Below are 25,293 nucleotides of genomic sequence, written 5' to 3'. Positions count from 1 at the left end.
ATGACCAAATACGGTCTGGATGCAGAACACATCGTTAAAGCTGTTCAGAAAGTAATTGCAAGAAAGAAGAACGCTTAATAAACACAAATAAAATTGGATAAAGGCACCGGGGGAGCTTCCCTTTGGTTCCTTTGTTGTTTATGGGCGCCAGTTTAACTCCTAAGAAACTTACCCAAACTACTGGTCATAACCGGTTCAGCGCCGGATGAGTACCGGATAAACATCGCATTGAACCAGCTATAGCCGGTCCTTATCCGGCATTGACATGTTCTTGCTTTTTTCTTAGTAGTTAAGTGGCTTCAACTTTGATAGGATGAGAACAGGACCTATTAGAAATAAAAATTTGAGATTTGTCACTTTAAGGCACAAAAAAAGCTGTCCCGAAATTTCTCAGGACAGCCTTTTTAAATGTTTAGACTACAAGCTTCTTAGCCAGTCAATCACTTGTTCTCTGGTTTTTCCAGTTTTATTTTGTAAACGGCCATAAAGCTCGTCTTCTTTTCCGTCTTCGTAAGCTAAATCATCATCAGTAAGATCGCCATATGCCTGTTTCGCCTTACCTTTCAATTCATTCCACTTACCTTTTAATTCTAATCTGTCCATTTTTTTAGGTATTTGTTACTCTAAGAACAGATAAGAAAAAGAAAATGTTTTGGAACTAGCGATAGCTTTACGGCCTAAAGAGCTCCCGACTTAATCTCTTCAACAACTGCAGGATCCAACAGGGTTGTTGTATCCCCCAGATTTGAGGTATCTCCTTCAGCAATCTTACGTAAGATACGGCGCATGATCTTGCCAGAGCGTGTCTTTGGTAATCCTGAAACGAATTGGATCTTATCTGGCTTAGCAATCGCACCAATAATACGTGTAACCGTTTGAAGAATGTTCTTCCGTGTTAAGTCCTCCTCATGGCCTGAATTTCCCAGAATTACATAAGCATACACTCCCTGACCTTTTATCTCGTGTGGGTATCCAACAACAGCACTTTCTACCACATCTGAATGCATGTTAATGGCGTTCTCAACTTCCGCAGTTCCGATACGATGCCCAGATACATTTAGTACATCGTCTACACGACCAGTAATTCTATAATATCCATCTTCATCACGAAGACAACCATCACCAGTAAAATACATATTCTCATAGGTAGAGAAATAGGTCTGCCGGCAACGTTCGTGATCTCCCCATGTCGTTCTTAACATACCTGGCCAAGGAAATTTAATACAAAGATTTCCAGTAACCCCATTGCCTTCGATTTCTTTTCCATTTTCATCAACCAGAACTGGCTGAACTCCTGGTAAAGGAAGTGTTGCATATCCCGGCTTCGTAGGGGTAACACCGGCAATAGGAGAAATCATGATACCACCTGTTTCTGTTTGCCACCAGGTATCTACTATAGGAGCCTTTCCACTACCGATCTTCTCATCGAACCAATGCCAGGCTTCCTCATTGATGGGCTCTCCTACCGAACCAAGCTTTGTGATAGAACTGAAATCTTTATCTTTTAAAGGCTCTTCTCCAAAGCTCATCAAAGAGCGGATCGCAGTTGGAGCGGTATATAGAATGTTAACTTTATATTTTTCTACGATATCCCAGAAACGACCTGCCGTTGGCCAGGTTGGAATCCCTTCGAACATTAGCGTAGTTGCTCCCTGTGAAAGCGGACCATAAACGATATAAGAGTGACCGGTGATCCAGCCAATGTCTGCGGTACAGAAATACACTTCTTCAGGCTGATACTGGAATACATTTGCAAAAGTATATCCGGCATAAACCATATATCCACCAGTGGTATGGACCACTCCCTTGGGTTTCCCCGTAGAACCTGAGGTATAAAGAATAAATAATACGTCTTCCGCATCCATTTCCTCTACCGGACATTCAGGATTTCCCATGGTTTCCACTTTGCGAATCTCATCTTCCCACCAAACATCTCTCCCTTTAATCATGGAAACCGGCGTGCGACTTCTGGTTAAAACGATCACTTTTTGAACACTGCGGCATTGAACCAAAGCGTCATCTATAATATTTTTTAGAGGAATATCTTTGGTACCGCGGAAACCTCCATCAGCAGTAATGACCAGGGCACATTCGGCATCATTGATTCTGTCGGCAATAGATTGGGCAGAAAATCCACCGAAAACTACGGAATGGATAGCACCGATCCTTGCACACGCCAACACAGCAATAGCAAGCTCAGGCACCATCGGCAGATAGATACATACTCTATCACCTTTCTTTACTCCGTTGTTCTTTAGTACATTGGCGAACTGACAAACCTTATCATGCAATTGCCTATAGGTCAATACGCGGTGTGCTTCATCCGGATCATTAGGTTCCCAAATAATCGCAGGTTTATTTGCAAGAGTATTTAAATGTCTGTCAATGCAGTTTTCAGTAATGTTAAGCTTAGCGCCTTGAAACCATTTGATATCCGGCGCTTTGAAGTCCCAATCTAAAACCTTGTCCCATTTTTTGTGCCAATGGAAGGTACTGGCAATATCTGCCCAGAAATTTTCGGGTTCTTTTACACTATAGTCGTAAACTCGTTTGTAATTCTCAAAAGATTTTATCTGTAATAAACTCATGTTGAAACAATCTTTTTTCTATTCTCAGGTTTTAATTCGGTAAGATCTATTTTAGTTGAATTGTCTTTCTGTGTAGCTAATGAAACTAAATAAGCCGCTATAATAGCTAAAGGAAATGAAATAACAGCGGGATTATCCAATTTATGAATAGCATTTGCCGGATCAAGCCCATACTTATCCCACATTGTTGGAGATGTTAGGATTATTGCAAGCGAGACAACGATCCCTGTTACAATTGACCAGGCTATTCCTTTTGCTGTAGTTTTTTTCCAGAACAACAAAAATAAAATAGCTGGCAAGTTTGCGGATGCTGCTATTGAAAAGGCCCATCCCACAAGGAAAGAAACATTCATTCCTTTAAATGCAATGCCCAGGGCAATAGCAATGATACCAACCGCAAAAGCGGAGATCTTCCCTGCCTGGACTTTTTTCTCATCACTCAAGTCGACACGGAAATAGTTATGCATCAAATCGTGAGCAATAGCCCCAGAAGAAGCTATAATGAGTCCGGCAACTGTACCCAGGATGGTTGCAAAAGCCACAGCTGAAATAATGGAGAAAAGTACTACACCAAATGCTCTCGCTAGCAAGGGTGCGGCCATATTACTTGATTCCACGTCCAACACTCCATTTACAGAGGCTCCAAGTCCCATGAATAAGGTTAGAACATAAAAAGCGCCAATAGCGGCAATGGCCAGGATAGTTGATTTTCTCGCATCTCGCTGAGACTTTACTGTATAGTATCTAATTAAAATATGAGGTAGTGCTGCTGTTCCAAGAAAAAGAGCAAGCATCAGTGATATAAAATCCATCCTGCTCCAGATCGTACCACCTTTTCCTATCTTATATTTCAAGCCAGGTAACATAAAATCCTTACCTGAAGTAGGATTCTGATAATACACTGATACTTTATTATTTCCATCTGAAAATTTAGCTTCCGAAAACCGGACAACTTCGCTCTTTTCGATCGTAGACAGGTATTCAAAAGGGCCTAAAGCTCCGGTTTCCTTTACTTCTTTTCCATCAACCACAATTCTACTTAAGTGCCCTACGGGAAAGAACTTAGCGTTGGCCTTAGGTTCTCCGTTATATAGGGTAGTTCCTTCGGCCTCTTTTTCGATAGACAAAGCTTCCGTCAGAACAGGTTGCTCCGTCTTTTTACTTAAATAGAACCATCTGTTTACACCGGCTTTTTCCAGTTTGACAAAAGTTTTTCCTTTCACATTCTGTTGCGAAACAACTTTCCAATCTCCTGCTGCAACAACATTTGTATCAGCCAACTGAGGGATTATTTGTTCAAACTGATGGTACTGCTGCTTTCCGTGCTGAGGATTAAGCGTTAAACCGTTTTTAAGGATATAAATGGTAAGGACAGTAGAAAGCAAAAGCAGTAAGCCTCCTTTAATGAATTGTACATAGGTAGTAGAGGTCATTCCGGCACTTGCCACAATTACAATCACTACTACACCAACCAATACCACTCCTACCCAATGTGGCAATCCCAATAAGGGTGTTACCAGATCGCCGGCACCTACCATCTGAGGGATCAGGTAGAAGATAGAAACGATTAAAGTACTGATAGCAGCAGTTAGGGTAATTGCCCGGGAATTAAAGGTGGAATTAAGAGCGTCTGTGAAAGTATACTTCCCTAAGCGCTTCAAAGGTTCTGCAATGAGAAAAAGAGCGACGATCCAACCCGCCAAAAATCCCATCGAATATAAAAAGCCATCAAATCCGAAAGTGGCAATCATGCCGCATATTCCTAAAAAAGATGCAGCTGATAAGTAATCGCCTGCAAAGGCAATTCCATTAACCGCCCAATGAATCTGCCCTCCTGCTGCATAGTAGGAAGAAGCAGAGCGAGTTTTCCGTGCGAAATAAAAAGACAAGCCGAGTACAAGTCCAACAAAAACAACGAAGAAAAAAAGAGCTATGTAAGAAATACCATATATCATAACTTCTCCTCCTTATTTAGTTCGTCTTCGTAGCGGGAACAAAGGTTATTATAGAAAATGCCAAGGATCACGGCGAATAAAATAAGCCCAATACCATAGAATAAAGCAAGATTAAGTCCCGCTACAACTTCTTCACTTAGCAATTCATAATTAAGTACTCCGATGGCGACAAACCCAGCGTAAAAAAACAGGTAGAGAAAGAAAAACCGGACACCCAGTTTTGCTTTCTTTTTCGAGGCATTGTCAACGCCCATTTCTACTGCAGGTCCATGATGCATATAGATTCGATTTTGAGGTTAGTAATATAATATAGGTTACATGTACAAGAAAGAGGAAAGGCTCCGTATTCTCGCGTTACATATTTCTCAGGGGCTTAAATTAGAAATTTTTATCCTAAGGGGAAGTTAAATTAAGAAAATTTATCCTGCGCCATCCTGCCATTTCCAGACTAAGAAATAAATAAAATAATATTGCTTTTTTGATTTATTCTCCTGATATTTGCAAACTCTTTAAGAGACTGATATTTATACAACAAGATACACTACATAGTCATGTCGAGAATTTGTGATTTAACTGGGAAAGCGCCAATGAACGGTCACAACGTTTCTAACTCAAACGTTAAGACAAAGCGCAAATTTTATCCTAACCTTCAGGTAAAGAAGTTTTTTATCCCTGAGGAAAACCGTTGGATTACTCTGAAAGTTTCCACTTCAGCTGTAAAAACAATTAACAAGAACGGTATTAGTGCTGTAATTAGTAAATTCCTTAAAAAAGGATACGTTTAATTCTTTAAAAGAAACATAAAATGGCAAAGAAAGGTAACAGAGTTCAAGTGATATTAGAATGCACTGAACAAAAAGAAAGTGGCGTACCTGGGATGTCTCGTTATATCTCTACAAAAAATAAAAAGAACACTACTGAGCGTTTAGAGTTGAAAAAATACAACCCTAACCTTAAAAAAGTAACTGTTCATAAAGAAATTAAATAATTAAGGATAGAATGAATGGATGACACAAGGATAGATATAAAGTCATTCACTCAGTCACTCATTCAATCATTATAAAAAGATGGCAAAGAAAGTAGTTGCAACCCTGAAAACCGGTAAAGGTAAAGAGTACTCTAAAGTAGTTACCATGGTAAGATCACCAAAAACCGGCGCTTACTCTTTTAAAGAAGTTATTGTACATAACGATCACGTTAAAGATGCAATTGCTGAATCAAAAGCTTAATAAGCTCAGTAATTTATAATTCTTTAAAAAATATAAAGCCGTCCCGATAAACATCAGGAAGGCTTTTTTTGTGAATGTTCATTTGTTTTTAATGGCCACAAAGAACCTGGAAATACGTTTTCTATTCTTAGCAGCAAACTGCTATGCAGGTTTTTTGTATAGCTAATAGCCGGTTAATTGCTATATTGCTCGCTGAACATCTATATTCTGCATACATAAAAAATGGGATTATTTGATTTTTTCAAAAAGAAAGAAACACCAAAAGAAGAACAGGAAGCGCTAGACAAAGGTCTGGAAAAAACAAAAGAGGGACTTTTTTCAAAGCTTACCAAAGCAGTAATCGGTAAATCAACAGTTGATGAGGATGTGCTTGATGAACTCGAAGAAATACTTGTTACTTCAGATGTTGGTGTAACAACTACTTTAAAAATCATTGAGCGTATTGAAGAACGCGTTGCCCGTGACAAGTATGTAAGTACTTCAGAACTTAATAGCATATTAAGAGCCGAGATTCAAAACTTACTTGCAGAAAATAACAGCAACGATTTTGAAAGCTTCGAATACGGAAACCATAAGCCCTATGTAATAATGGTTGTTGGTGTAAATGGTGTTGGTAAAACAACGACCATTGGTAAGCTTGCACACAAATTAAAACAAGCAGGAAATAAGGTAGTGCTTGGGGCCGCCGATACCTTTAGAGCAGCGGCAGTTGATCAGCTAAAACTTTGGGGAGAGCGTGTGGATGTTCGTGTGGTTGCACAACCAATGGGCTCAGATCCTGCTTCTGTCGCATTCGACACCCTTCAATCCGCGGTTGCAAATGGGGAAGATGTAGCAATTATCGATACAGCCGGACGCTTGCACAACAAGGTGGCTTTGATGAATGAGCTTACTAAGATCAAAAATGTAATGCAGAAGGTAGTACCCGGTGCACCTCATGAAATATTATTGGTTCTCGATGCCTCTACTGGTCAGAATGCCATTGAGCAGTGTAAACAATTCACCCAGGCAACTGATGTAAATGCCCTGGCGCTTACAAAACTAGATGGGACGGCAAAAGGTGGTGTGGTGATTGGAATTTCAGACCAGTTTAAAATTCCCGTTAAATATATTGGCGTAGGAGAAGCAATGAATGATTTGCAACTATTCAATAAGAAAGACTTTGTAGAGTCATTATTTAAGTAGGTAGTAGGTAGGGTGCTGCTTTAATGTACATAGTGCCCTGGGGCCGGGGTTTAATGAAAAAATTTATTCTAATGCATTGCAACTAACCTTAAAGAAAGAACGTTTAAGTTTTGTTGCAGAAAGAGAATTTATAGTGAAGTTTGATAATATGCAGGTTGGAAAATTCAGATGCGATTTAGTTATAGAAAACAGTGTAATAGTTGAACTCAAATCAGTAACAGGCATCATGCCTAAACTCTTCTATAATCAGCTTATCTCTTATCTTAAAGCAAGTACAATTAAGACAGGTTTACTTATTAACTTTGGCAACACTAGTTGTGATGTGAAAAGAGTTTCTGTATGATCATACAATTTCAACATTTTGAGTGAAATCACTACAATCAATATCATAGCATCGTATCGGTGTAATCACATTACAATCAGGGTAATTACATAATAATCAGTGTAATCACACACACAAACAGTATAATCACATCATAATCAGTGTAATCACACCACAATCGGTGTAATCATAATAAATAGAATGAAAACCAAATCGGTGAAATCAGTTAGCACATCGGTGCAGTCTCATAACAAGAAACCCAGAGTAAATGTTATCACTCTTGGCTGTTCCAAAAACGTCTACGATTCGGAAGTCTTAATGGGCCAACTTAAAGGAAACGCAATGGACGTTGTGCATGAGGCTGAAAAAGTGGGTAAAGATGATATTGTTGTAATTAACACTTGTGGTTTTATTGATAATGCTAAGCAGGAATCAATAGACACAATTTTGCAATACAGCGAGCTGAAGGAAAAAGGCAAGGTAGGTAAGGTGATTGTTACCGGATGTCTTTCTGAAAGGTACAAACCAGAGTTGGAAGCTGAAATCACTAACGTTGATGCTTACTTCGGCACTAATGATCTTCAGGATATACTTTCAAGTTTAGGAGCGAATTATAAGTATGAACTGATTGGAGAACGACTTCTAACGACCCCTTCACATTATGCCTACTTCAAAATAGCTGAAGGCTGTAATCGTCCCTGTTCCTTTTGCGCCATCCCATTAATGCGCGGAAAGCATCTTTCAAAGTCGATTGAGGAATTGGTTAAAGAAGCTCAGGGATTAGTGAGAAACGGGACTAAAGAACTTATTCTTATTGCACAGGACCTTACTTATTATGGTCTTGATCTTTATGGCAAACGTCGCCTGGACGATTTGTTAAGAAGTCTGTCAGACGTTAATGGTGTAGAGTGGATCCGCTTACAATACGCTTATCCTTCAGGCTTTCCTATGGAGATTCTTGATGTGATGAATGAGCGTGAAAACATTTGTAAGTATTTGGATATGCCGCTTCAACACATCTCAGATAACATGCTGAAGTCTATGCGCCGTGGAATAACGAAGCAAAAAACGATTGACCTTGTCAGTGAGATCCGTGACAAAGTTCCTGATATCGCCTTGCGTACAACTTTGATCTGTGGTTATCCGGGCGAGACCGAACAGGACTTCCAGGAGATGAAACAATGGGTTGAGGATTCAAAGTTTGATCGCCTTGGCTGTTTCACTTATTCTCATGAAGAAAAAACCCACGCTCATACCCTGATAGATGATGTTCCTCAAGAAGTGAAAGAACAGCGCGTTGAAGAGATCATGTCCGTTCAACAGGGAATTTCATTCGACATCAACCAGGAAAAAGTAGGAAAAACTTTTAAAGTTTTAATCGACAAAAAAGAGGGGGATTACTTTGTTGGCAGGACTGAATTTGATTCTCCAGAGGTTGATAATGAGGTACTTCTTCATGCAAGCACCAACTATTCTACCGTGGGAAGCTTTGTAAATGCTCAAATCGAGCGTGCGGAAGATTTCGACCTGTATGGACAAATTGTCAAATAATAAAAGGACAAAGGGGAATGTTTAGAATTCCCCTTATTTTCGTCCACTCATGAAAGCCACATATATAAACTATAGCGATACCAGAAGTTTTTCATCTACTGTATTAAGCTATCTGGCACATGATCCTAAACTAAGTCCTTTCATCTCCCATTTCCCAACAATAGAGAACTTTGGAAAGTTATTAGAGGAAAGAAAAGTAACAGCTAATCGAAGCATCTTAGTTGACTCTCTTCTAAAACAATATGCTCGTCTTAACACCGCGACTTCAAGCGCAGTTAACGGAAATATTCAGTTATTAAGAGAGCAGAATACCTTCACTGTAACTACAGGACATCAGCTTAATATTTTTACAGGTCCTTTATATTTTATCTATAAGATAGTTACAGCAATTAATCTGGCCAAAGATCTGAAGGCTGCCTATCCTGATAAGAACTTCGTTCCTGTTTACTGGATGGCATCAGAAGATCATGATTTTGCTGAGATTAACCATACGAGCATCCTGGGTAAGAAAGTAAACTGGGATCATCAGGCCTTCGGGGCTACGGGAAAACTAGATCCCTCTTCTATTTTTCAAGCAATAAAAGACTACCAGCAAACTTTGGGAGTATCAGAAAATTCTTCTAAACTAGCCTCCCTGATCGAAGAGTCTTATCTCCAACATAATACCCTCGCTAACGCTACACGCTATCTCGTAAATGCCCTGTTTGAAAGGTTTGGTTTAGTGATAATTGACGCTGATGATGCAGCTTTAAAACAGGAGTTTGCTCCAATAATCGAAGAAGATATCCTTAATCAAAGAAGCTTTAATTCCATAAATCAAACTAGTTCAGACCTGGCAGCAGCAGGCTATAGCACACAGGTTAATGCTCGCGAAATCAACTTCTTTTATATGATAGAAGGGCTGCGTGAACGAATAGTGTTTGAGAACGGACAATATCAAGTGCTGAACACAGAGTTGAAATTCTCTAAGGAAGAACTTCAGGAAGAAATAAAAGCTCACCCAGATCGGTTCAGCCCTAATGTTGTCATGCGGCCCTTATACCAGGAAGTAATTTTACCCAATTTGGCTTACATAGGTGGTGGGGCAGAAATAGTTTATTGGTTACAGCTTAAATCGAACTTTGATTTCTATAAGATTGATTTTCCAATACTTCTATTAAGGAACTCGGCGATGATCACCCACGAAGAGTTTAGTAACAAGCTTTGCCGTCTACAGATCTGTCATAAAGATATTTTTAAACCGGCAGAAGAATTAAAAAAAGAATGGGTACTAAGTCATTCTAATCACACCTTAAATCTATCGGCGGAATGGATAGAGCTTAATTCCATTTTCGAGAAAATAAAACTACGTACATATAAAATAGATCCTACTTTAAGTCCCAGCACAGAAGCTGTTAAGGTTAGATTACAAAAGGCTCTGAGCAATCTTGAAAAAAAGATGATCAAAGCTGATGTTCGCAATCATGATGAAGTACTTGACAAGATTGATAGCCTAAAAAGCAAGTACTTTCCAGGAAATGGACTTCAGGAACGGATTGAGAATTTTGGTCGTTTTTATATTAAGTATGGGGATGGCTTTATTGAAGAATTGATCCGTCATTTTAAACCTCTCGACTTCAAGTTCACAATTCTTGAACCTTAAATATGAACTCTAATATTTTCCCGGAAGACAAACTGCGAAAGTTCACAGAAGCAGTTTTTGAAAAAATAGGCTGCTCCACAGAACATGCAGCATTGGCAGCAGATGTCTTGTTGGCCTCAGACCTTCGTGGGATTGACTCCCATGGCGTTGCCCGTTTAAGCGGATACGTTCGATTGTACCAAAAAGGAAGAATTAATCCGAATCCTACTATTACTATCGCTCATGAAACTGCCACTACAGCTACGGTTGATGGTGATGGCGGATTGGGACTAGTAGTAGCACCATTTGCAATGAAGCTTGCAATAGAAAAGGCTGAAAAATTCGGTTCGGGATGGGTATCGGTAAGAAATTCTAATCATTTTGGGATTGCTGGTTATCATGCCTTAGAGGCTGTTAGAAAAGATATGATCGGCTTTGCGATGACAAATGCAAGTCCTTTAGTCGCCCCAACTTTTACAACAGAAAGGCTGTTGGGAACAAACCCGATGTGCTATGCTTTTCCTGCAGGAAGGTACGAACCTGTAGTAGTAGATATGGCAACAGCAGCGGCGGCTAACGGGAAACTGGAGATTGCCCAAAGAGCAAGCAAGGCTATTCCGGAAGGTTGGGTTCAAACACAAACAGGGGAAAATACAACAGATGCGCATGCTTTAAAAACGGGAGGCTCTTTATTAACCTTGGGTAGCGACAGAGATCATGGCAGTCACAAAGGTTTTGGTCTAAGTGCAACGGTTGATATATTATCTGCTGTTCTCTCAGGAGCTAATTATGGACCATGGGTACCCCCTTTTGTTGCCTTTTTAGACCCTCTACCTAATTTACCAGGACAAGGGATAGGACATTTTTTGGGGGCCATGAGAGTGGACGGATTCAGACCGGTAGATGAATTCAAAGCACATATGGACAATTGGATAGAACGCTTTAAATCAGCTAAACCAATCAATCCTGAACAACCGGTAATAATTCCGGGAGAGCCAGAGGCGGAGGCGGAGAGAGAACGAAAAAAGAGCGGAATACCTTTGGTAGAACCCGTTGTTAAAGACCTTGACGAGTTAGCAGCTAGCTTAGGAATTAACCTATTGTCAGATTTTGCAATAAAATAAGGTGAATAAAAGCCATAAAAAAAGCTCCTTAAGGAGCTTTTTTTATGGACTACCAGAACTTCGCCGTCCTGTTAAATCTTTTGAGAACCAAACCCGATACTGGCGGTAAATCCAGCAACGCTGATTGAGACCTTCCATGCCAATGAGTTGGTTCGGTAGATACTTTTGATTTTATCTCAAAACCACTTCCATAATATTTAGGATCGTCCGAGTTGAATATTACCTCCCAATCACCATGGTGAGGCAAACCGACACGGTAATCTTTTCTTGGAATTGGAGTTAAGTTTAATACAATAACAACTTTCGTATTCTCGGTATTTCCCTTCCGGCAGTAGGCTAAAACGGAATTTTCAGCATCCCCTACCTCTATCCATTTAAAACCTTCCCATTCAAAATTTTTCTCATAGAGACCTGGCTCGGTTCTATACAGGTTATTAAGACCTTTAATCAACTCCTGAATACCTTTATGGGGAGCAAAGTCAAGTAAATGCCAGTCAAGCGACTGATTTACATTCCATTCTGAGGTCTGACCAAACTCATCCCCCATGAACAGGAGTTTTGCGCCAGGGTGCGTGAACATGTACGTATACAATGTTCTTAAATTAGCGAATTTCTGCCATTCATCCCCAGGCATCTTATAAGCCATAGACTTCTTCCCATGAACCACCTCATCATGAGAAAGTGGAAGCATGAAGTTTTCCGTAAAGGCATATACTGTACTAAAGGTGATTTGGCCGTGATGGTGTTTCCGGTTTAGAGGATCTTCCTGGAAATACTTTAGAGTATCATTCATCCAGCCCATCATCCACTTCATACCGAAGCCTAAACCTCCGCTGAACACAGGTCGGCTAACTCCCGGAAAAGCTGTTGATTCCTCAGCAATAGTTTGAACATCAGGATAATGGCTATAAACTGCAACGTTGAATTCTTTTAGGAAACTAATTGCCTCAAGATTCTCTCTTCCACCATATTGGTTTGGAATCCACTCTCCCTCCCTACGGGAATAATCCCGGTAAAGCATGGAAGCAACGGCATCTACGCGTAACCCATCTACATGGAAGCGTTCCAGCCAGAAGATTGCATTGCTGATCAGAAAGGCCCTGACTTCATTCCTTCCATAATTGAAGATATATGATTTCCAGTCAGGATGATATCCCTCCTTAGCATCAGCATGTTCATATAAATGTGAGCCATCAAAGCGGAATAACCCATGAATATCACCGGGGAAATGAGAAGGAACCCAGTCCATAATCACCCCGATTCCATTGATGTGTAATTGCTCAATCAGGTACATCAAGTCCTGGGGCGTTCCGTAAATAGATGAAGCTGCGAAATAACCTGTTATCTGATAGCCCCATGAAGGATAATATGGATGTTCCATTAATGGCATAAACTCGACATGAGTAAAGCCCATTTCCTTTACATAAGGAACAAGTTTATCCGCCATTAACCGGTATCCTAGATACTTCTCAGGATCTTCAGGACTACGTAGCCATGAACCCAGGTGCACCTCGTAAACCGAATAAGGTTTATTCAAGCTGTTATGTTCGTAGCGATGCTGCATCCATTCAGCATCTTTCCACTCGTACCAGGTATCCCAAACAATTGAAGCTGTTCTTGGGGGTTGCTCCCATCTTAGCGCAAAAGGATCAGACTTTTCAAGATCTTCTCCCTGATTTGACTTTATAAAGTATTTATATACTTCGCCGTTTCCAACTTCCGGAATAAAGCCTTCCCAAATCCCTGAGCTATCCCACCGTACAAATAACTGGTGAGCTGTTTTATTCCAGCCATTGAAGTTACCAATAACTGAAACAGAACTGGCATTGGGTGCCCATACAGCGAAATAAGTACCTACCCGGCCCTCAAGTTCCATTACATGAGAACCTAATTTTTCGTAAAGCTTGTAGTGTTTTCCCGCTCTGAATAAATGTATGTCGAAGTCTGTAAACCTAGTAAAAGGCCTTACATGGTTTTCGGTTGGTTTTACTTCTGGCTCTGCCAAAAGTATTTCTGTGGCCGCAGGTTTCTTTTTCGACTTACTCATGCTTATTTACCATTTATTTTAAGATCTCGATATTTCTGAAATTTTTATTAGCCTTTATAATTACACGTTTTAATTCATCAAAGCCTAATTCCTGCTGCTGTTCCTTCCCGTCAATGTAAACCTTGCTTGGTAAAAACGGCAATCCTATCAATTTCAATTCATAAGTCTCGTAACGAGGGGTATATAATCCCTCAGAAAACTGTTTGATATTGAGACTTGCGGCGTCTCCTTTTACTACAAATTTCTTTTCTGTATAGATGTCTTGCTCGTAAGCAAAGGTATCTCCGTGGTCCTCATAATAGAATGAGTTCACTTCATAGTCGGAGTAATAGATCTGGAACTTTATCTCGTCAGGCTCTATTTCTCCTACATACTGCATTAGTGGCCACTCGGGAATAACAGCGCCCGCCTTAACGAAGATCGGCATGCTGTCAAGAGGGGTTTGAATTGTGTGTTCCATTCCTCCCTCAAGCTCATCATGGCTCCAGTAGTCATACCACTTTCCTTTTGGCAAGTATACAACTTTGGACTTTTGTCCCGGCTGCATAACTGGCGAAATAAGTATTTTATCACCAAAGGTGAATTCATCTTCACGATGAAGGTTCAATTTTACATCCTGTTCTATCATCACAACAGGGCGAAGAATAGGGAATCCATAGCGGTGTTGTTCCCAGAATGCCGAATAGATGTATGGTAGAAGTCTATAACGAAGTTCGATGAACTTACGGTTAATGTCCTCATAGTCCTTGCCAAAGCTCCATGGCTCACGCTCACGGGTATCACCAGCAGAGTGGGCGCGCATGAAAGGAGTAAATACTCCTAATTGGATCCAACGAGTGAACAATTCCCCATCGGGCTCTCCTGTAAATCCACCAATATCAGTTCCACAAAACGAGATACCGGAAACTGAAAGGCGCTGACATTGTAATGCTGCGAGCTTCAAGTGATCCCAGGATGCCAAGTTATCTCCTGTCCATACCGAAGAATAACGCTGTACTCCAGAGTAACCCGCTCTGGTTATGGTAAACGGACGCTTATTTTTCTGAAGTTTCTTCAGGCCTTCGTAAGTAGCCCTCACCATCTGCATTCCGTAAACATTATGGGCCTTACGGTGAGATCCGCGATGACCATCGTATTGGTGACGCACATCATTAGGGAATGTTCCTGAACCAAACACAGCAGGTTCGTTCATATCATTCCACACTCCTGCTACACCAACTTCTACCAGCTCTTTGAACAAACCACCCCACCAGGTTCGTACATCTGGATTAGTAAAGTCAGGGAACTGGCATCGGCCAGGCCAAACGTGCCCTTCCATGAAGTAATCATCACTGCGGCGGCAGAAGTATTTATTTTCTTTTCCTTCACGGAACACCCAGTAGTTATCATCCACTTTGATTCCTGGGTCAATAATTACTACAGTCTTAAAACCATCGTCAGATAGTTCCTTAACCATTCTTTTAGGATCTGGGAAGTATTTCTTGTTCCAGGTAAAACAACGGTATCCATCCATGTAATCAATATCAAGATAGATTGCGTCGCAAGGGATCTTACGTTCACGGAAATTCTTGGCCAGGTTCTTCACCTTGCTCTCTGGATAATAGCTCCAGCGACACTGGTGATAACCGAGGGTCCACTGAGCCGGCATTGGATGAGTTCCTGTCAGGGTATGATAACGCTTCACCACATCCATCATGTGAGGACCATGGATGTAATAATATTGCAATTCGCCTCCGTCTGCCCAGAAACTTGTTTTATCATGTTCCTGATGCGCGAAGTCGAAATGTGTTTTATAGGTATTATCGAAAAATATTCCGTAAGCTACACCTTCATTTAGGCCGATATAGAAAGGAATTGACCGATATAATGGATCTTGATCCCGGGCAAAAGAATAAGTATCAGTGTTCCAGTTCTGAAACCGCCTGCCTTTTATATTGAAAGCAGAAGGTTTATCTCCTAGTCCGTAAAAATTCTCGTTTGCAGGGCATTTCTTGGTACAGAATACATAATAACCTCCAAAATCAACATTCTCCTCCCAGTGCATTGGGATCTGATCTTCGTTGGTAATTAAACCAAGATTATCTTCAAAAGAAATATGAAAATCTGCCTTATTTATTTTACAGATTACGGTATTCGTTTTTACCTTGTAGAATACTTCATCCTCATCAAACGAAAAGACAGTTACCCGCTGGTCGAGGTTATTAACTGCATAAGAGAACTCTTCCAAAAAAGTCCCGTGCGGTGCTAACCTAACCCGAATTATTTCATCACTTACAACCCTTACTTCTACACGGGCTTCACCGTCAGAAAAATAAAAATTGTTACCGTTCTGAACGTATTCCTTTACGGCTTTCAGATATCGCTTTTCAATTGGTGTCAATCCAATAATTGGATTATTAACGTGCTGCACACCTTCCTCTAACTGCTCGATGCTGAACTCGGGCAGAGATTCTTTGTTTTCTTTTTCTACCATTAAAGTTATATAACTTCGCTTGTAATCTATAGCTACAAATTACCAGCTAATAAACTAAAGACGCCCTAGTAACGGCTATAGTCGCTAATTGTTCATAAAACTGTACAATTTAGAACAGTTTTAATAAAGGGCTAAATATAATTAAAACTACAAAAAACTATAGAACAATCGCTTAGCAATATTAATGAAATCCCAATCAATAGAAGCGCAAAATGAAATGTTATTATACTTTTCTACTATTTTTTAAAAATATCGCATTTGCCTCGTAATTATTAAGCCTCTACAAGCTTAATATGCTTTTTAATCTTGTTAATTTTGGGACTTATCTTAATAAAGTGACTAATTTTCCAATAGACAAAATATTTTCAATTCAATCCTCTAAAGCTTTCGAAAGTCAAGCGCTTGATGTCTTTAGATACCAGGCAAAAGAGAATAAAGTATATTCAGCATTTGTCGATGCATTAAACATTGATGTAAACAAAGTTGAATCTATTGAACAAATTCCATTCCTTCCTATTGAATTTTTTAAAAGTCATTCTGTAATTACCGGTGATGTTGAGGGTACTGAAACCGTATTTTCAAGCTCCGGCACCACGGGCATCTCCCAAAGTAAACATTTCGTTAAAGACATCGGATTATACGATCGTAGCTTTCAAAAAGGTTTTGAATTATTATGTGATAATATTACAGATATTACAATTCTTGCACTTCTACCCAGCTATCTTGAAAGAGATGGCTCTTCTCTTATTTACATGATCGATTCGCTTATTAATTCCACTCAAAATACCGATAGTGGGTATTATCTATATAACCATTCCGAGCTCTATCAAAAGCTACAGGTTTTGAAGCAGCAAAACAGGAAGGTGTTATTAATCGGCGTTACCTATGCACTGTTAGACTTTATTGAAACTTATAGAGTAGATTTCCCTGACTTGATCGTTATGGAAACCGGAGGAATGAAAGGTAAGCGAAAAGAGATGATACGGGAAGAATTACATTCCTTACTTACTGCAGGTTTTGGGGTTGCAAAGATCTATTCAGAATACGGCATGACGGAACTATTATCTCAGGCTTACTCCAGGGGAGATGGAATATTTGAGTGCCCTGCCTGGATGAGGGTATTGATCAGAGATACTAATGATCCACTATCTTACCTGATTCCAGGGCAAACGGGAGGAATTAATGTAATTGATCTTGCCAACGTATACTCTTGTTCCTTTATTGCAACCCAGGACTTGGGAAAGGTGTATGCCGATGGCAGTTTTGAGGTTTTAGGAAGGTTTGATAACAGTGATATCAGGGGCTGTAATTTGTTGGTACAGTAATGATATTTATGAGCACGAATTTATATGAGCACGAATTTGGGGAATTTACACGAATTCTCAGGAATGCATAACGAGTGATTGAAAAGTGCTAATTACTCAGATTTAACGAAGCTAAGTTCAAGTAGTGAAAAGCACGAATTACACTAATTTCACTAAGCATAGTTCAAGAAGCGAAAAGCACAATGCAAGCGAAATACACAAGTATAGTTCAAAACGGCGTCTAGGAAGTGTAATTCGTGTAATTCGTGTTTATTATTTTTATTCAGCTATCAAAAGGAAGTAATTCTTCTTTCCCTTCTGAGCGATCAAATATTTGCCTTTCACGAGGCTCGCTGCAGTAACATTCTCAGAAGCATCACCTACCTTTTGTCTGTTTATCGAAACTCCTCCACCCTGAATCATCTTACGTGCCTCTCCTTTTGACGGGAACACCTTTGTTTTTTCAGCTAAAAGATCGGTTGCAGAGATGCCTCCCGCTAACTCCTCTTTTGAAACAGGGAACTTTGGGATTCCTTCAAATACCTCTAAAACCTCATCCTCAGATAAGCTCTCAAGAAAATCTACAGACTCGTTACCAAAAAGAAAGCCAGAGGTCTTTAATGCAGTTTGCAAGGCTTCTTCCGAATGGGTCCGGACTGTGATTTCTGCAGCTAGAGCTTTTTGAAGCACCCTTAAATGCGGTGCTGCATCGTGTTCTTGTTCAATCGCTTCTATCTCTTCTTTTCCTTTTAAGGAGAAGATCCTTATCCAGTTCTTGGCATCTTCATCAGCTGCATTTAGCCAAAACTGATAGAATTTATATGGGGAGGTTTTCTTCGGATCGAGCCACACCGCTCCGCTTTCGGTCTTTCCAAATTTGGTTCCGTCAGACTTTTTGATAAGCTGTGTAGTTATTGCGAAAGCAGTTCCTGCATCTTTACGACGAATCAACTCAGTACCGGTAACAATATTGCCCCACTGGTCCGATCCTCCCATCTGCACAATACAATTCTTATTTTTCCAAAGCCAGTAGAAGTCGTAGCCCTGAACTAATTGGTAGGTAAATTCAGTAAAAGACATCCCGGTTTCTCCTTCCAATCGCTTTCTCACCGAATCCTTCGCCATCATATAATTCACCGTGATATGTTTACCAACATCACGAATAAAATCAAGAAAATTAAAGCTCTTAAACCAATCGTAATTGTTCACCATCTCGGCAGCATTCGCAGCATTACTATCAAAGTCGAGGAACTTCTTCAATTGCGACTTAAGCGCATCAACATTTCTTGTAAGAACATCCTCCGATAACAGATTTCGTTCTGCAGACTTCCCTGAAGGGTCGCCCACCATGCCGGTAGCACCACCTACTAAGGCAACGGGCTTATGCCCTGCCCTTTGGAAATGAATAAGCGTCATTATCTGGGTAAGATGGCCCACATGAAGAGAATCGGCAGTCGGATCAAAACCTATATAGCCGGAAACCATTCCTTTATTCAGTTCTTCTTCAGTTCCTGGCATAATATCATGAAGCATGCCTCTCCAACGTAATTCTTCTACAAAATTCATCTTAGGGATCTTATTAAGGCAGCAAAGATAGAAGAATTGAGAAATTAAAAACTCACCCATACTTCACATTGTTAGTAGGACATGCCAGACATCAGAATCCTAGAAAGACGAACTTTATCAGAACATCACGGCAAGCTCGAGTCGATAAGCGTAGAAAAGACACAAAACGGAGAAACGCAAACCATAGAAAGAGTTGTTTTCAATCGTCCCCCGGCAGCCACAATATTATTATATGACCAGGAGAGAAAAACCGTGATCCTTACCAAACAGTTTCGCCTGCCAGTTTACCTCGATAATAACCAGCAACTTCTGGAAGCATGTGCAGGTTTATTAGACGAAGGGGAACTGCCGGAACATGCTATCGTGCGTGAAGTTGAAGAGGAAACGGGCTACCGTATTTCGGAAATAGAAAAAATAGCGGAAGGCTATAGTTCGCCATCTTCATTTACTGAATATGTTCACTTTTTCGTAGGCAGATACACTCCTGACATGAGAATAGCTCAGGGCGGAGGTTTGAAGGAGGAAGGCGAATATATCGATGTACTGGAATATACCGCAGAGGAAATCAGGCATAAGTTACGGACTAACGAGATAAAAGACGTAAAAACGATCCTTTTACTCCAGCATGCCTTACTAAACAACCTGATTTAATCATAAATATTTCGTATATTGTAACAAGTCGCACTAGCGAAGGGAGCTGCATGAATTTTTTATCTCATTTTTATTTTGACAGGTACAACCGGGATCCGGAAAGGGTTATTGGAGTGGTATTGCCTGATCTTGTAAAAAATGCGAAGAAGGAATGGAGCCTTCGCCCTGAAAAACAGGAAGCCTTTTATGATGACGAAAATGTAAGTAATATTTTCTGGGGTTGGAAAAGGCACATCGCCGTCGACAATTACTTTCACTCCTCAGATTTCTTCTGTCAGCACACCCATGAGATCAAGGCGCTTATCTCCCCTATTCTGGAAAGTTCTCCTGCGCGCCCTTCTTTCGTAGCTCATATCGCTTTGGAGCTAATGCTTGATGGTTTGCTCCTTACTGAGTCTAAAGTAGAAGCTGAAAACTTTTACTCTATCCTTGCTGAAGTTGATCGAGAGGCTTTAGAGTGCTTCCTGGAACTAAACTCTGTTTTTGACACCGATAAATTCTTCAAGTTCCTTGACGAGTTTATAGAAGCTTCTTATTTGAACAGCTATCGCGAAGCAAGCAACATTATGTACGCCTTAAACAGAATCTGCATGCGTATTTGGGAAGATCCATTTTCTGAAACGCAAAAGCTGCAGTTGACGGCAGTGCTGATTGACTATCAGCAAAAGCTTCAGCGAGATTTTATGCTTATCTTTGAGGAGATCGAAAGCATTCTGAATAATGACATTCCGCGTTAAAGTTCCTTTTCTAGCCTTATTACTACCTGCAATTTCCCTCTCTCAGGAGAAGTACAGCAATGAGTTTTTAAACATTGGGGTTGGGTCAAGGGCGTTCGGTATGTCCCAATCTGTAATAGCCTCTGCCAACGACGTTACTGCTGCCTATTGGAACCCAGCTGGCTTAACCCGAATGGAAGGTCCTGTGCAAGCAAGTGTTATGCACTCGGAATACTTTGCAGGCCTTGCCCGGTATGATTATGCAGGTTTGGCTTCTGCTGTATCAGATCATACGGCCGTAGTTTCATTTTCCATAGTCCGTTTTGCTGTTGATGATATCCCTGATACTTCGGAATTGATTGATGCCGATGGCAATATTAATTATGACCGTGTTAAATCCTTTTCTGCTGCCGACTATGCCTTTATCCTATCTTACGCAAGGAACGCAAGAAAACGAAGAGTAGGTCCTGCTTCAATAGGAGATAGTGAAAACATTGATGGGGAAAGCCAGGGACTGAGTTATGGAGGAAACGTTAAAGTGATTCACCGGAAGGTTGGAGAATATGGTAAATCCTTCGGATTTGGACTTGACTTTGGAATTCAGTACTTAAAACGACATTGGTCTTTTGGAGTTATGGGAAGGGATATAACTACCACCTATAATTCCTGGAGCTATAACGCAGAAAAACTTTCAACCGTGTATGCTTCTACAGGGAATAATATCCCCAAAAACTCAACTGAAATAACCTATCCTCGAATTATTCTCGGTGCGGCCTACTCCACTCCAATCAATGAAAATTTTGGCATTTCTGCAGAGACTAATCTCAATTTAACAACCGACGGGAGAAGGAATGTCCTGGTCTCTGCCGATCCCATAAGTGCCGATCCAACGTTTGGCCTCGAAGGAAATTTCAAAAAGATAGCCTTTTTGAGAGCAGGGATTGGCAATATTCAAAAGTCGAAAGATTTTGAAGGAAAGGAAAGCTACGAGTTCCAGCCCAACGCAGGAATCGGAATCAGGATCAAGAACTTTAGCATTGATTACGCGTTAACAGACTTAGGAAACGTTTCTGACGCGCTGTACAGTAACGTGTTTTCAGTAAGGCTAATTTTCAATAATCCTACTAGATGACGGCTTACAAATCGCCAAACTTCAATGGAAAAATCTTTCTTAATACACTCCCTACTGTCGTTACTAAGCAAGGGACTTTTTTAAAAATAGTTCGGGAGAACTTCCTGGACAAGAGGAAGCATTTACGCGAGCCCAAAATCCCTCTTGGCCCATTTCGTTCCAAAATTGAATTACTAGACCAAGCGCCGCATGAAGGAGTAAGGGTTACCTGGCTTGGTCATTCAACTCTTATAGTGGAAGTAGACGGCAAGCGTTTCCTTACTGATCCTGTATGGTCTGGAGTAGTTTCTCCCTTTAGTTTTATTGGCCCTAAGCGTTTTTTCACCCCGGCATTAAAGCTTGAAGAGCTACCTCCACTGGAAGGAATAATTATTTCTCATGACCATTATGATCATCTTGATGAAAAGACCATCAGGCAAATCATTAATATTCGCCCGGGAATGCAGTTTTTTTGCCCACTGGGAGTAAGTAAATGGCTTAAAACCTTTGGTGCTTATCCTGATAATATTCATGAATTTGATTGGTGGGATGAATATGAACTTGAGAAGGGATTTAAGATTGCAGCAACTCCTGCCCGCCATTTTTCAGGTCGGTGGATTAGAGATCGGTATAAGACTCTTTGGGCCTCATGGGTCATTCAGGGTCCCCAACATAGTTTCTTCTTTGGGGGCGATTCAGGAATGTTCCCCGGCTTTTCTGATATAGGAGAAAGATACGGACCATTCGACCTTACAGCTTTAGAGATAGGAGCCGCAAATGACGATTGGGAAGATATACATATGGGACCAGTTAAGGCGACAGAAGCCCATCTTATGCTGAAAGGAAAACTAATGCTTCCAATTCACTGGGCTACCTTCAACCTTGCCCCCCAACCCTGGGAAGAACCTGTGGAAGATCTGCTTATTGCTGCGAAAGAAAAAGATATCAAACTACTTCTTCCCGAACCTGGTGAAACTGTACTAGCAAAGGAATACCAAAACCTTTGGTGGATGCAATATCTTTAATCTACAAACAAAAATGGGACACCTTGCCTGATGTCCCAATCCCTATTCAAAGTTGCTTTAATTCCTATTCCGTATATCTGATCTTCACAACCACCTTCTTTATTGGTTTTCCATCCACATCAATACTTGGCTTGTGAGCATCCCCTGGAAAGAAGATATACATAGTGCCTGGCTCTGCTATATAAAATTTACCTTCTGTAGCGTAATTCGCAACGTCCCTCTTCTCATCATAAGGCTTAGTTACAGTCGCTTTTGCAACAGGTGCCATCCCCATCTTTTCTTTCCCGCGCGCTATGTACTGTATATCTATAACCTTTTTGTGCGACTCCCAATTAGCCGCTTCAAATTTCTTACCAGGTCCTTCTGTTACAGAAACGTAAACATTATCTCCATCTAAGGGATATTTTCCGGGAGCTACCGTTTCCAAATTAGTCTCCTTAAGATATTTAAAGGCCAAATCCCACCATGCTCTGTTTTTTTGATATTGCGATTCGAATTCCTTTTTATCAATATCTCCGTAGGGAATCAAAGGCAAACCATTATACCAGTCCCCTTTTCTAAACCAGCTGGTCGTTTTTTTTGTAGACGAACAAGAGCTAAAAATCAGCAACGAACAAATTGCAACAAGTTGAAGTACTTTTATTTTAGAATTCATTGATTATTGTTTGGCCTGCCAATATAAGCCTTTTTTAACAGCATTTTAAAAACAGGAATTATTGTCACAGCTATTTTAAAATGCAAAAATACTATCTTCGTTCCATGTCAAAACCGGATGTTAAAGCTACTATGGAGGCTCTTGTAAGAGAGCTTAATCTGCATAACTATAACTACTATGTTCTTGCTCAACCTACTATATCTGACTTTGAATTTGATCAAAAATTAAAAGAGTTGGAGCAGCTGGAAAAGCAACATCCCGAATTGCAGGACCCTGAATCTCCTACTCAAAAAGTTGGTGGGGAGATCACTAAAGAATTCAGGACGGTTAAACATCGCTGGCCAATGCTTTCCCTGGGCAATACGTATAACGAGCAGGATCTGAGAGATTTTGACGAGCGAATCAGGAAAGCGATCGGAGATAACTTTGAATATGTTTGTGAACTAAAATTTGATGGCTTGTCTATGAGCTTGACCTATGAAAATGGGAAATTATCAAGAGCTGTTACCCGGGGCGATGGTACTCAGGGAGACGACGTCACAACAAACGTAAAAACCATTAATAAAATTCCAAAACATTTACGGGCATCAGGCTTTCCAGACAACTTCGAAATCAGGGGGGAAGTATTTATGCACCGGGCTGCTTTTGATCGTCTGAACACTGAGCGTATCGAAAAAGGGGAAGTACCGTACGCGAACCCCAGAAATTTTGCATCGGGAACCATGAAATTACAAGACTCATCAGAGGTAGCCAGACGCCCTTTAGATTGCTTTCTATACTTTTTATATTCTGACAAACAGTTATTTAGAACCCATTGGGAGAGTCTTCAGGCTGTGAAAGAATGGGGATTCCAAGTTTGTGAACATAACAAACTTACGAGGAACATTGATGAAGTTTTAGAATTTATCCATTACTGGGATAAAAACCGCTTTGATCTTAGTTACGATATAGATGGTATTGTAATAAAAGTTAACAACTATGCTCAGCAGCATGAGCTTGGTTTTACGGCTAAATCCCCCCGCTGGGCAATTTCCTACAAGTATAAGGCCGAGCAGGCGGAAACGGTGTTACAGGCAGTTACCTATCAGGTTGGAAGAACCGGCGCTGTTACCCCAGTTGCTAATTTAAAGCCAGTTCTGCTTGCAGGAACCACTGTTAAACGTGCAACACTTCATAACGCCAATGAGATTGAACGTTTGGATCTGTACGAAGGCGATACGGTATTTGTTGAAAAAGGAGGTGAAATAATTCCGAAAATAATTTCAGTGAACACTTTGAAACGTCCCGAAGATGCCAAAAAGGTTAATTATCCTGAAATGTGCCCGGAATGTGGCAGTAATCTTATCAGAAAAGAAGGTGAGGCTGTTCATTACTGTCCGAATGATGAAGAATGCCCACCTCAGATCGTAGGAAAGATGCAGCACTTCATAGGACGTAAAGCGATGAATATAGACGGCCTGGGAGATGAAACGATCGAGGCTTTATATCGAAAGGGACTAATAGAGCATATCAGTGACCTTTATGTTCTTCATGAGAAGATGGATGACCTCAAGCAAATGGAACGGTTTGGAGAAAAGTCTATCAACAATATGCTGGGAGGTATCGAGAAATCAAAACAAATGCCTTTCGAGAAAGTGTTATTCGGTTTGGGAATACGTTATGTTGGAGAAACAGTAGCACGCAAGCTGGCAACACATTTTAAAAACATAGATAGTCTGATCAATGCCTCATACGAGGAACTAACATCGGTAGATGAGATAGGTGGAAGGATAGCTGAAAGCCTTGTAGAATATTTCAAGAGTCAGAAACATATTGATCAGATACAAAAATTACAGTTAGCTGGTCTCCAATTTATAACAGAAGAAAGAGAGATTTCTCTCGCCAGTAATAAACTCACCGGTAAAACTTTTATAATTTCCGGAGTGTTCGCTGAATATAGCAGGGAGGAGCTTGCTCAACTAATCGAATCAAATGGTGGCAAGATCTTAAGTAGCATTTCAGGTAAGCTGAACTATCTGGTAGCTGGTGATAATATGGGACCTTCAAAATTGGAAAAAGCGAATAAACTGAATATCCCCATCATCACCGATAAAGAGTTACTGGAACTGATCCAGTAACTCTTTATCGGATGATGGGGGTTCAGTGGTTGACGTATTTCTGATAACTCATA

Annotated in this window: 21 protein-coding genes and 1 pseudogene; 14 read left to right on the top strand and 8 right to left on the bottom strand. The window is 40.5% G+C overall.

Features of this window, described 5'->3' with window-relative positions; genetic code table 11:
- Window positions 1-417: 417 nt before the first annotated feature.
- The 4 genes from J4N24_RS15810 to J4N24_RS15795 all read right to left on the bottom strand — a co-directional run bounded on the left by J4N24_RS15810 (window position 418) and on the right by J4N24_RS15795 (window position 4,821).
- Entirely contained in the window at window positions 418-603 is a 186-nt protein-coding gene (locus tag J4N24_RS15810) for a CsbD family protein (RefSeq protein WP_207534659.1), read from the bottom strand.
- 74 nt (window positions 604-677) lie between these two features.
- Entirely contained in the window at window positions 678-2,588 is a 1,911-nt protein-coding gene (acs, locus tag J4N24_RS15805; protein ID WP_207534658.1) for an acetate--CoA ligase, read from the bottom strand.
- Window positions 2,585-4,543 (bottom strand): solute symporter family protein, encoded by a 1,959-nt coding sequence (locus tag J4N24_RS15800; protein WP_207534657.1) that lies wholly within the window; start codon window positions 4,541-4,543, stop codon window positions 2,585-2,587. Before J4N24_RS15800 ends, acs begins: the two co-directional genes overlap by 4 nt.
- Complete coding sequence (locus tag J4N24_RS15795) at window positions 4,540-4,821, bottom strand: DUF485 domain-containing protein (RefSeq protein WP_207534656.1); 282 nt, start codon at window positions 4,819-4,821, stop codon at window positions 4,540-4,542. The genes J4N24_RS15800 and J4N24_RS15795 overlap by 4 nt, the downstream gene beginning before the upstream one ends.
- 273 nt (window positions 4,822-5,094) lie before the next feature.
- Between J4N24_RS15795 and rpmB the strand changes: the two genes are divergently transcribed.
- The 8 genes and pseudogenes from rpmB (at window position 5,095) to J4N24_RS15755 (ending at window position 11,575) form a co-directional block, all read left to right on the top strand.
- Window positions 5,095-5,328 carry a 50S ribosomal protein L28 gene (gene rpmB, locus J4N24_RS15790; RefSeq protein WP_207534655.1) on the top strand — a complete coding sequence of 78 codons (234 nt, stop codon included), beginning with the start codon at window positions 5,095-5,097 and terminating at the stop codon, window positions 5,326-5,328.
- Window positions 5,329-5,348: 20 nt separating this feature from the next.
- On the top strand, window positions 5,349-5,531 hold the full coding sequence (rpmG, locus tag J4N24_RS15785) for a 50S ribosomal protein L33 (RefSeq protein WP_207534654.1): 183 nt from the start codon (window positions 5,349-5,351) through the stop codon (window positions 5,529-5,531).
- Between the two features lie 79 nt (window positions 5,532-5,610).
- Entirely contained in the window at window positions 5,611-5,772 is a 162-nt protein-coding gene (locus J4N24_RS15780; RefSeq protein WP_207534653.1) for a DUF4295 domain-containing protein, read from the top strand.
- Between the two features lie 222 nt (window positions 5,773-5,994).
- Window positions 5,995-6,957 (top strand): signal recognition particle-docking protein FtsY, encoded by a 963-nt coding sequence (gene ftsY, locus J4N24_RS15775; protein ID WP_207534652.1) that lies wholly within the window; start codon window positions 5,995-5,997, stop codon window positions 6,955-6,957.
- A gap of 19 nt (window positions 6,958-6,976) precedes the next feature.
- Window positions 6,977-7,300: pseudogene (locus J4N24_RS25905) on the top strand (GxxExxY protein); the annotation flags it as partial.
- Between the two features lie 180 nt (window positions 7,301-7,480).
- Entirely contained in the window at window positions 7,481-8,830 is a 1,350-nt protein-coding gene (rimO, locus tag J4N24_RS15765; RefSeq protein ID WP_207534651.1) for a 30S ribosomal protein S12 methylthiotransferase RimO, read from the top strand.
- A 49-nt stretch (window positions 8,831-8,879) separates the two neighbouring features.
- On the top strand, window positions 8,880-10,472 hold the full coding sequence (bshC, locus tag J4N24_RS15760) for a bacillithiol biosynthesis cysteine-adding enzyme BshC (protein ID WP_207534650.1): 1,593 nt from the start codon (window positions 8,880-8,882) through the stop codon (window positions 10,470-10,472).
- Between the two features lie 2 nt (window positions 10,473-10,474).
- Window positions 10,475-11,575, top strand: a complete 1,101-nt coding sequence (locus tag J4N24_RS15755; protein ID WP_207534649.1) for an Ldh family oxidoreductase — start codon at window positions 10,475-10,477, stop codon at window positions 11,573-11,575.
- Between the two features lie 49 nt (window positions 11,576-11,624).
- Here J4N24_RS15755 and glgB read toward each other — a convergent pair whose 3' ends face one another.
- Together glgB and J4N24_RS15745 are read right to left on the bottom strand one after the other, a co-directional pair.
- On the bottom strand, window positions 11,625-13,622 hold the full coding sequence (gene glgB, locus J4N24_RS15750; protein ID WP_207534648.1) for a 1,4-alpha-glucan branching protein GlgB: 1,998 nt from the start codon (window positions 13,620-13,622) through the stop codon (window positions 11,625-11,627).
- 13 nt (window positions 13,623-13,635) lie between these two features.
- Window positions 13,636-16,095 (bottom strand): glycoside hydrolase family 31 protein, encoded by a 2,460-nt coding sequence (locus tag J4N24_RS15745; protein ID WP_207534647.1) that lies wholly within the window; start codon window positions 16,093-16,095, stop codon window positions 13,636-13,638.
- A 293-nt stretch (window positions 16,096-16,388) separates the two neighbouring features.
- On the opposite strand from J4N24_RS15745, the gene J4N24_RS15740 reads away from it, so the two are divergent.
- Window positions 16,389-17,420, top strand: coding sequence for a LuxE/PaaK family acyltransferase (locus tag J4N24_RS15740; protein WP_207534646.1), 1,032 nt, complete (start codon window positions 16,389-16,391; stop codon window positions 17,418-17,420).
- 258 nt (window positions 17,421-17,678) lie between these two features.
- Here the strand turns inward: J4N24_RS15740 and tyrS are convergent, their stop codons facing one another.
- Entirely contained in the window at window positions 17,679-18,965 is a 1,287-nt protein-coding gene (gene tyrS, locus J4N24_RS15735) for a tyrosine--tRNA ligase (RefSeq protein ID WP_207534681.1), read from the bottom strand.
- Window positions 18,966-19,046: 81 nt separating this feature from the next.
- On the opposite strand from tyrS, the gene J4N24_RS15730 reads away from it, so the two are divergent.
- Genes J4N24_RS15730 through J4N24_RS15715 form a run of 4 tightly spaced genes read left to right on the top strand, consistent with a single transcriptional unit; the run spans window position 19,047 to window position 22,468 of the window.
- Entirely contained in the window at window positions 19,047-19,616 is a 570-nt protein-coding gene (locus J4N24_RS15730) for an NUDIX domain-containing protein (RefSeq protein WP_207534645.1), read from the top strand.
- A 50-nt stretch (window positions 19,617-19,666) separates the two neighbouring features.
- Window positions 19,667-20,353 carry an ACP phosphodiesterase gene (locus J4N24_RS15725; protein ID WP_207534644.1) on the top strand — a complete coding sequence of 229 codons (687 nt, stop codon included), beginning with the start codon at window positions 19,667-19,669 and terminating at the stop codon, window positions 20,351-20,353.
- Entirely contained in the window at window positions 20,337-21,464 is a 1,128-nt protein-coding gene (locus tag J4N24_RS15720; protein ID WP_207534643.1) for a putative type IX sorting system protein PorV2, read from the top strand. The genes J4N24_RS15725 and J4N24_RS15720 overlap by 17 nt, the downstream gene beginning before the upstream one ends.
- Window positions 21,461-22,468: an MBL fold metallo-hydrolase gene (locus J4N24_RS15715; RefSeq protein WP_207534642.1), complete on the top strand. Its 1,008-nt coding sequence runs from the start codon at window positions 21,461-21,463 to the stop codon at window positions 22,466-22,468. Before J4N24_RS15720 ends, J4N24_RS15715 begins: the two co-directional genes overlap by 4 nt.
- A 64-nt stretch (window positions 22,469-22,532) precedes the next feature.
- Here J4N24_RS15715 and J4N24_RS15710 read toward each other — a convergent pair whose 3' ends face one another.
- Window positions 22,533-23,123: a NanQ anomerase/TabA/YiaL family protein gene (locus J4N24_RS15710; RefSeq protein WP_207534641.1), complete on the bottom strand. Its 591-nt coding sequence runs from the start codon at window positions 23,121-23,123 to the stop codon at window positions 22,533-22,535.
- Window positions 23,124-23,227: 104 nt separating this feature from the next.
- Between J4N24_RS15710 and ligA the strand changes: the two genes are divergently transcribed.
- Window positions 23,228-25,240: an NAD-dependent DNA ligase LigA gene (gene ligA / locus J4N24_RS15705; protein WP_207534680.1), complete on the top strand. Its 2,013-nt coding sequence runs from the start codon at window positions 23,228-23,230 to the stop codon at window positions 25,238-25,240.
- Window positions 25,241-25,293: the final 53 nt, after the last annotated feature.

The organism is Desertivirga arenae (assembly GCF_017355785.1).
GTDB lineage: Bacteria > Bacteroidota > Bacteroidia > Sphingobacteriales > Sphingobacteriaceae > Desertivirga > Desertivirga arenae.
This window is presented reverse-complemented; position numbering and strand designations above follow the sequence as displayed.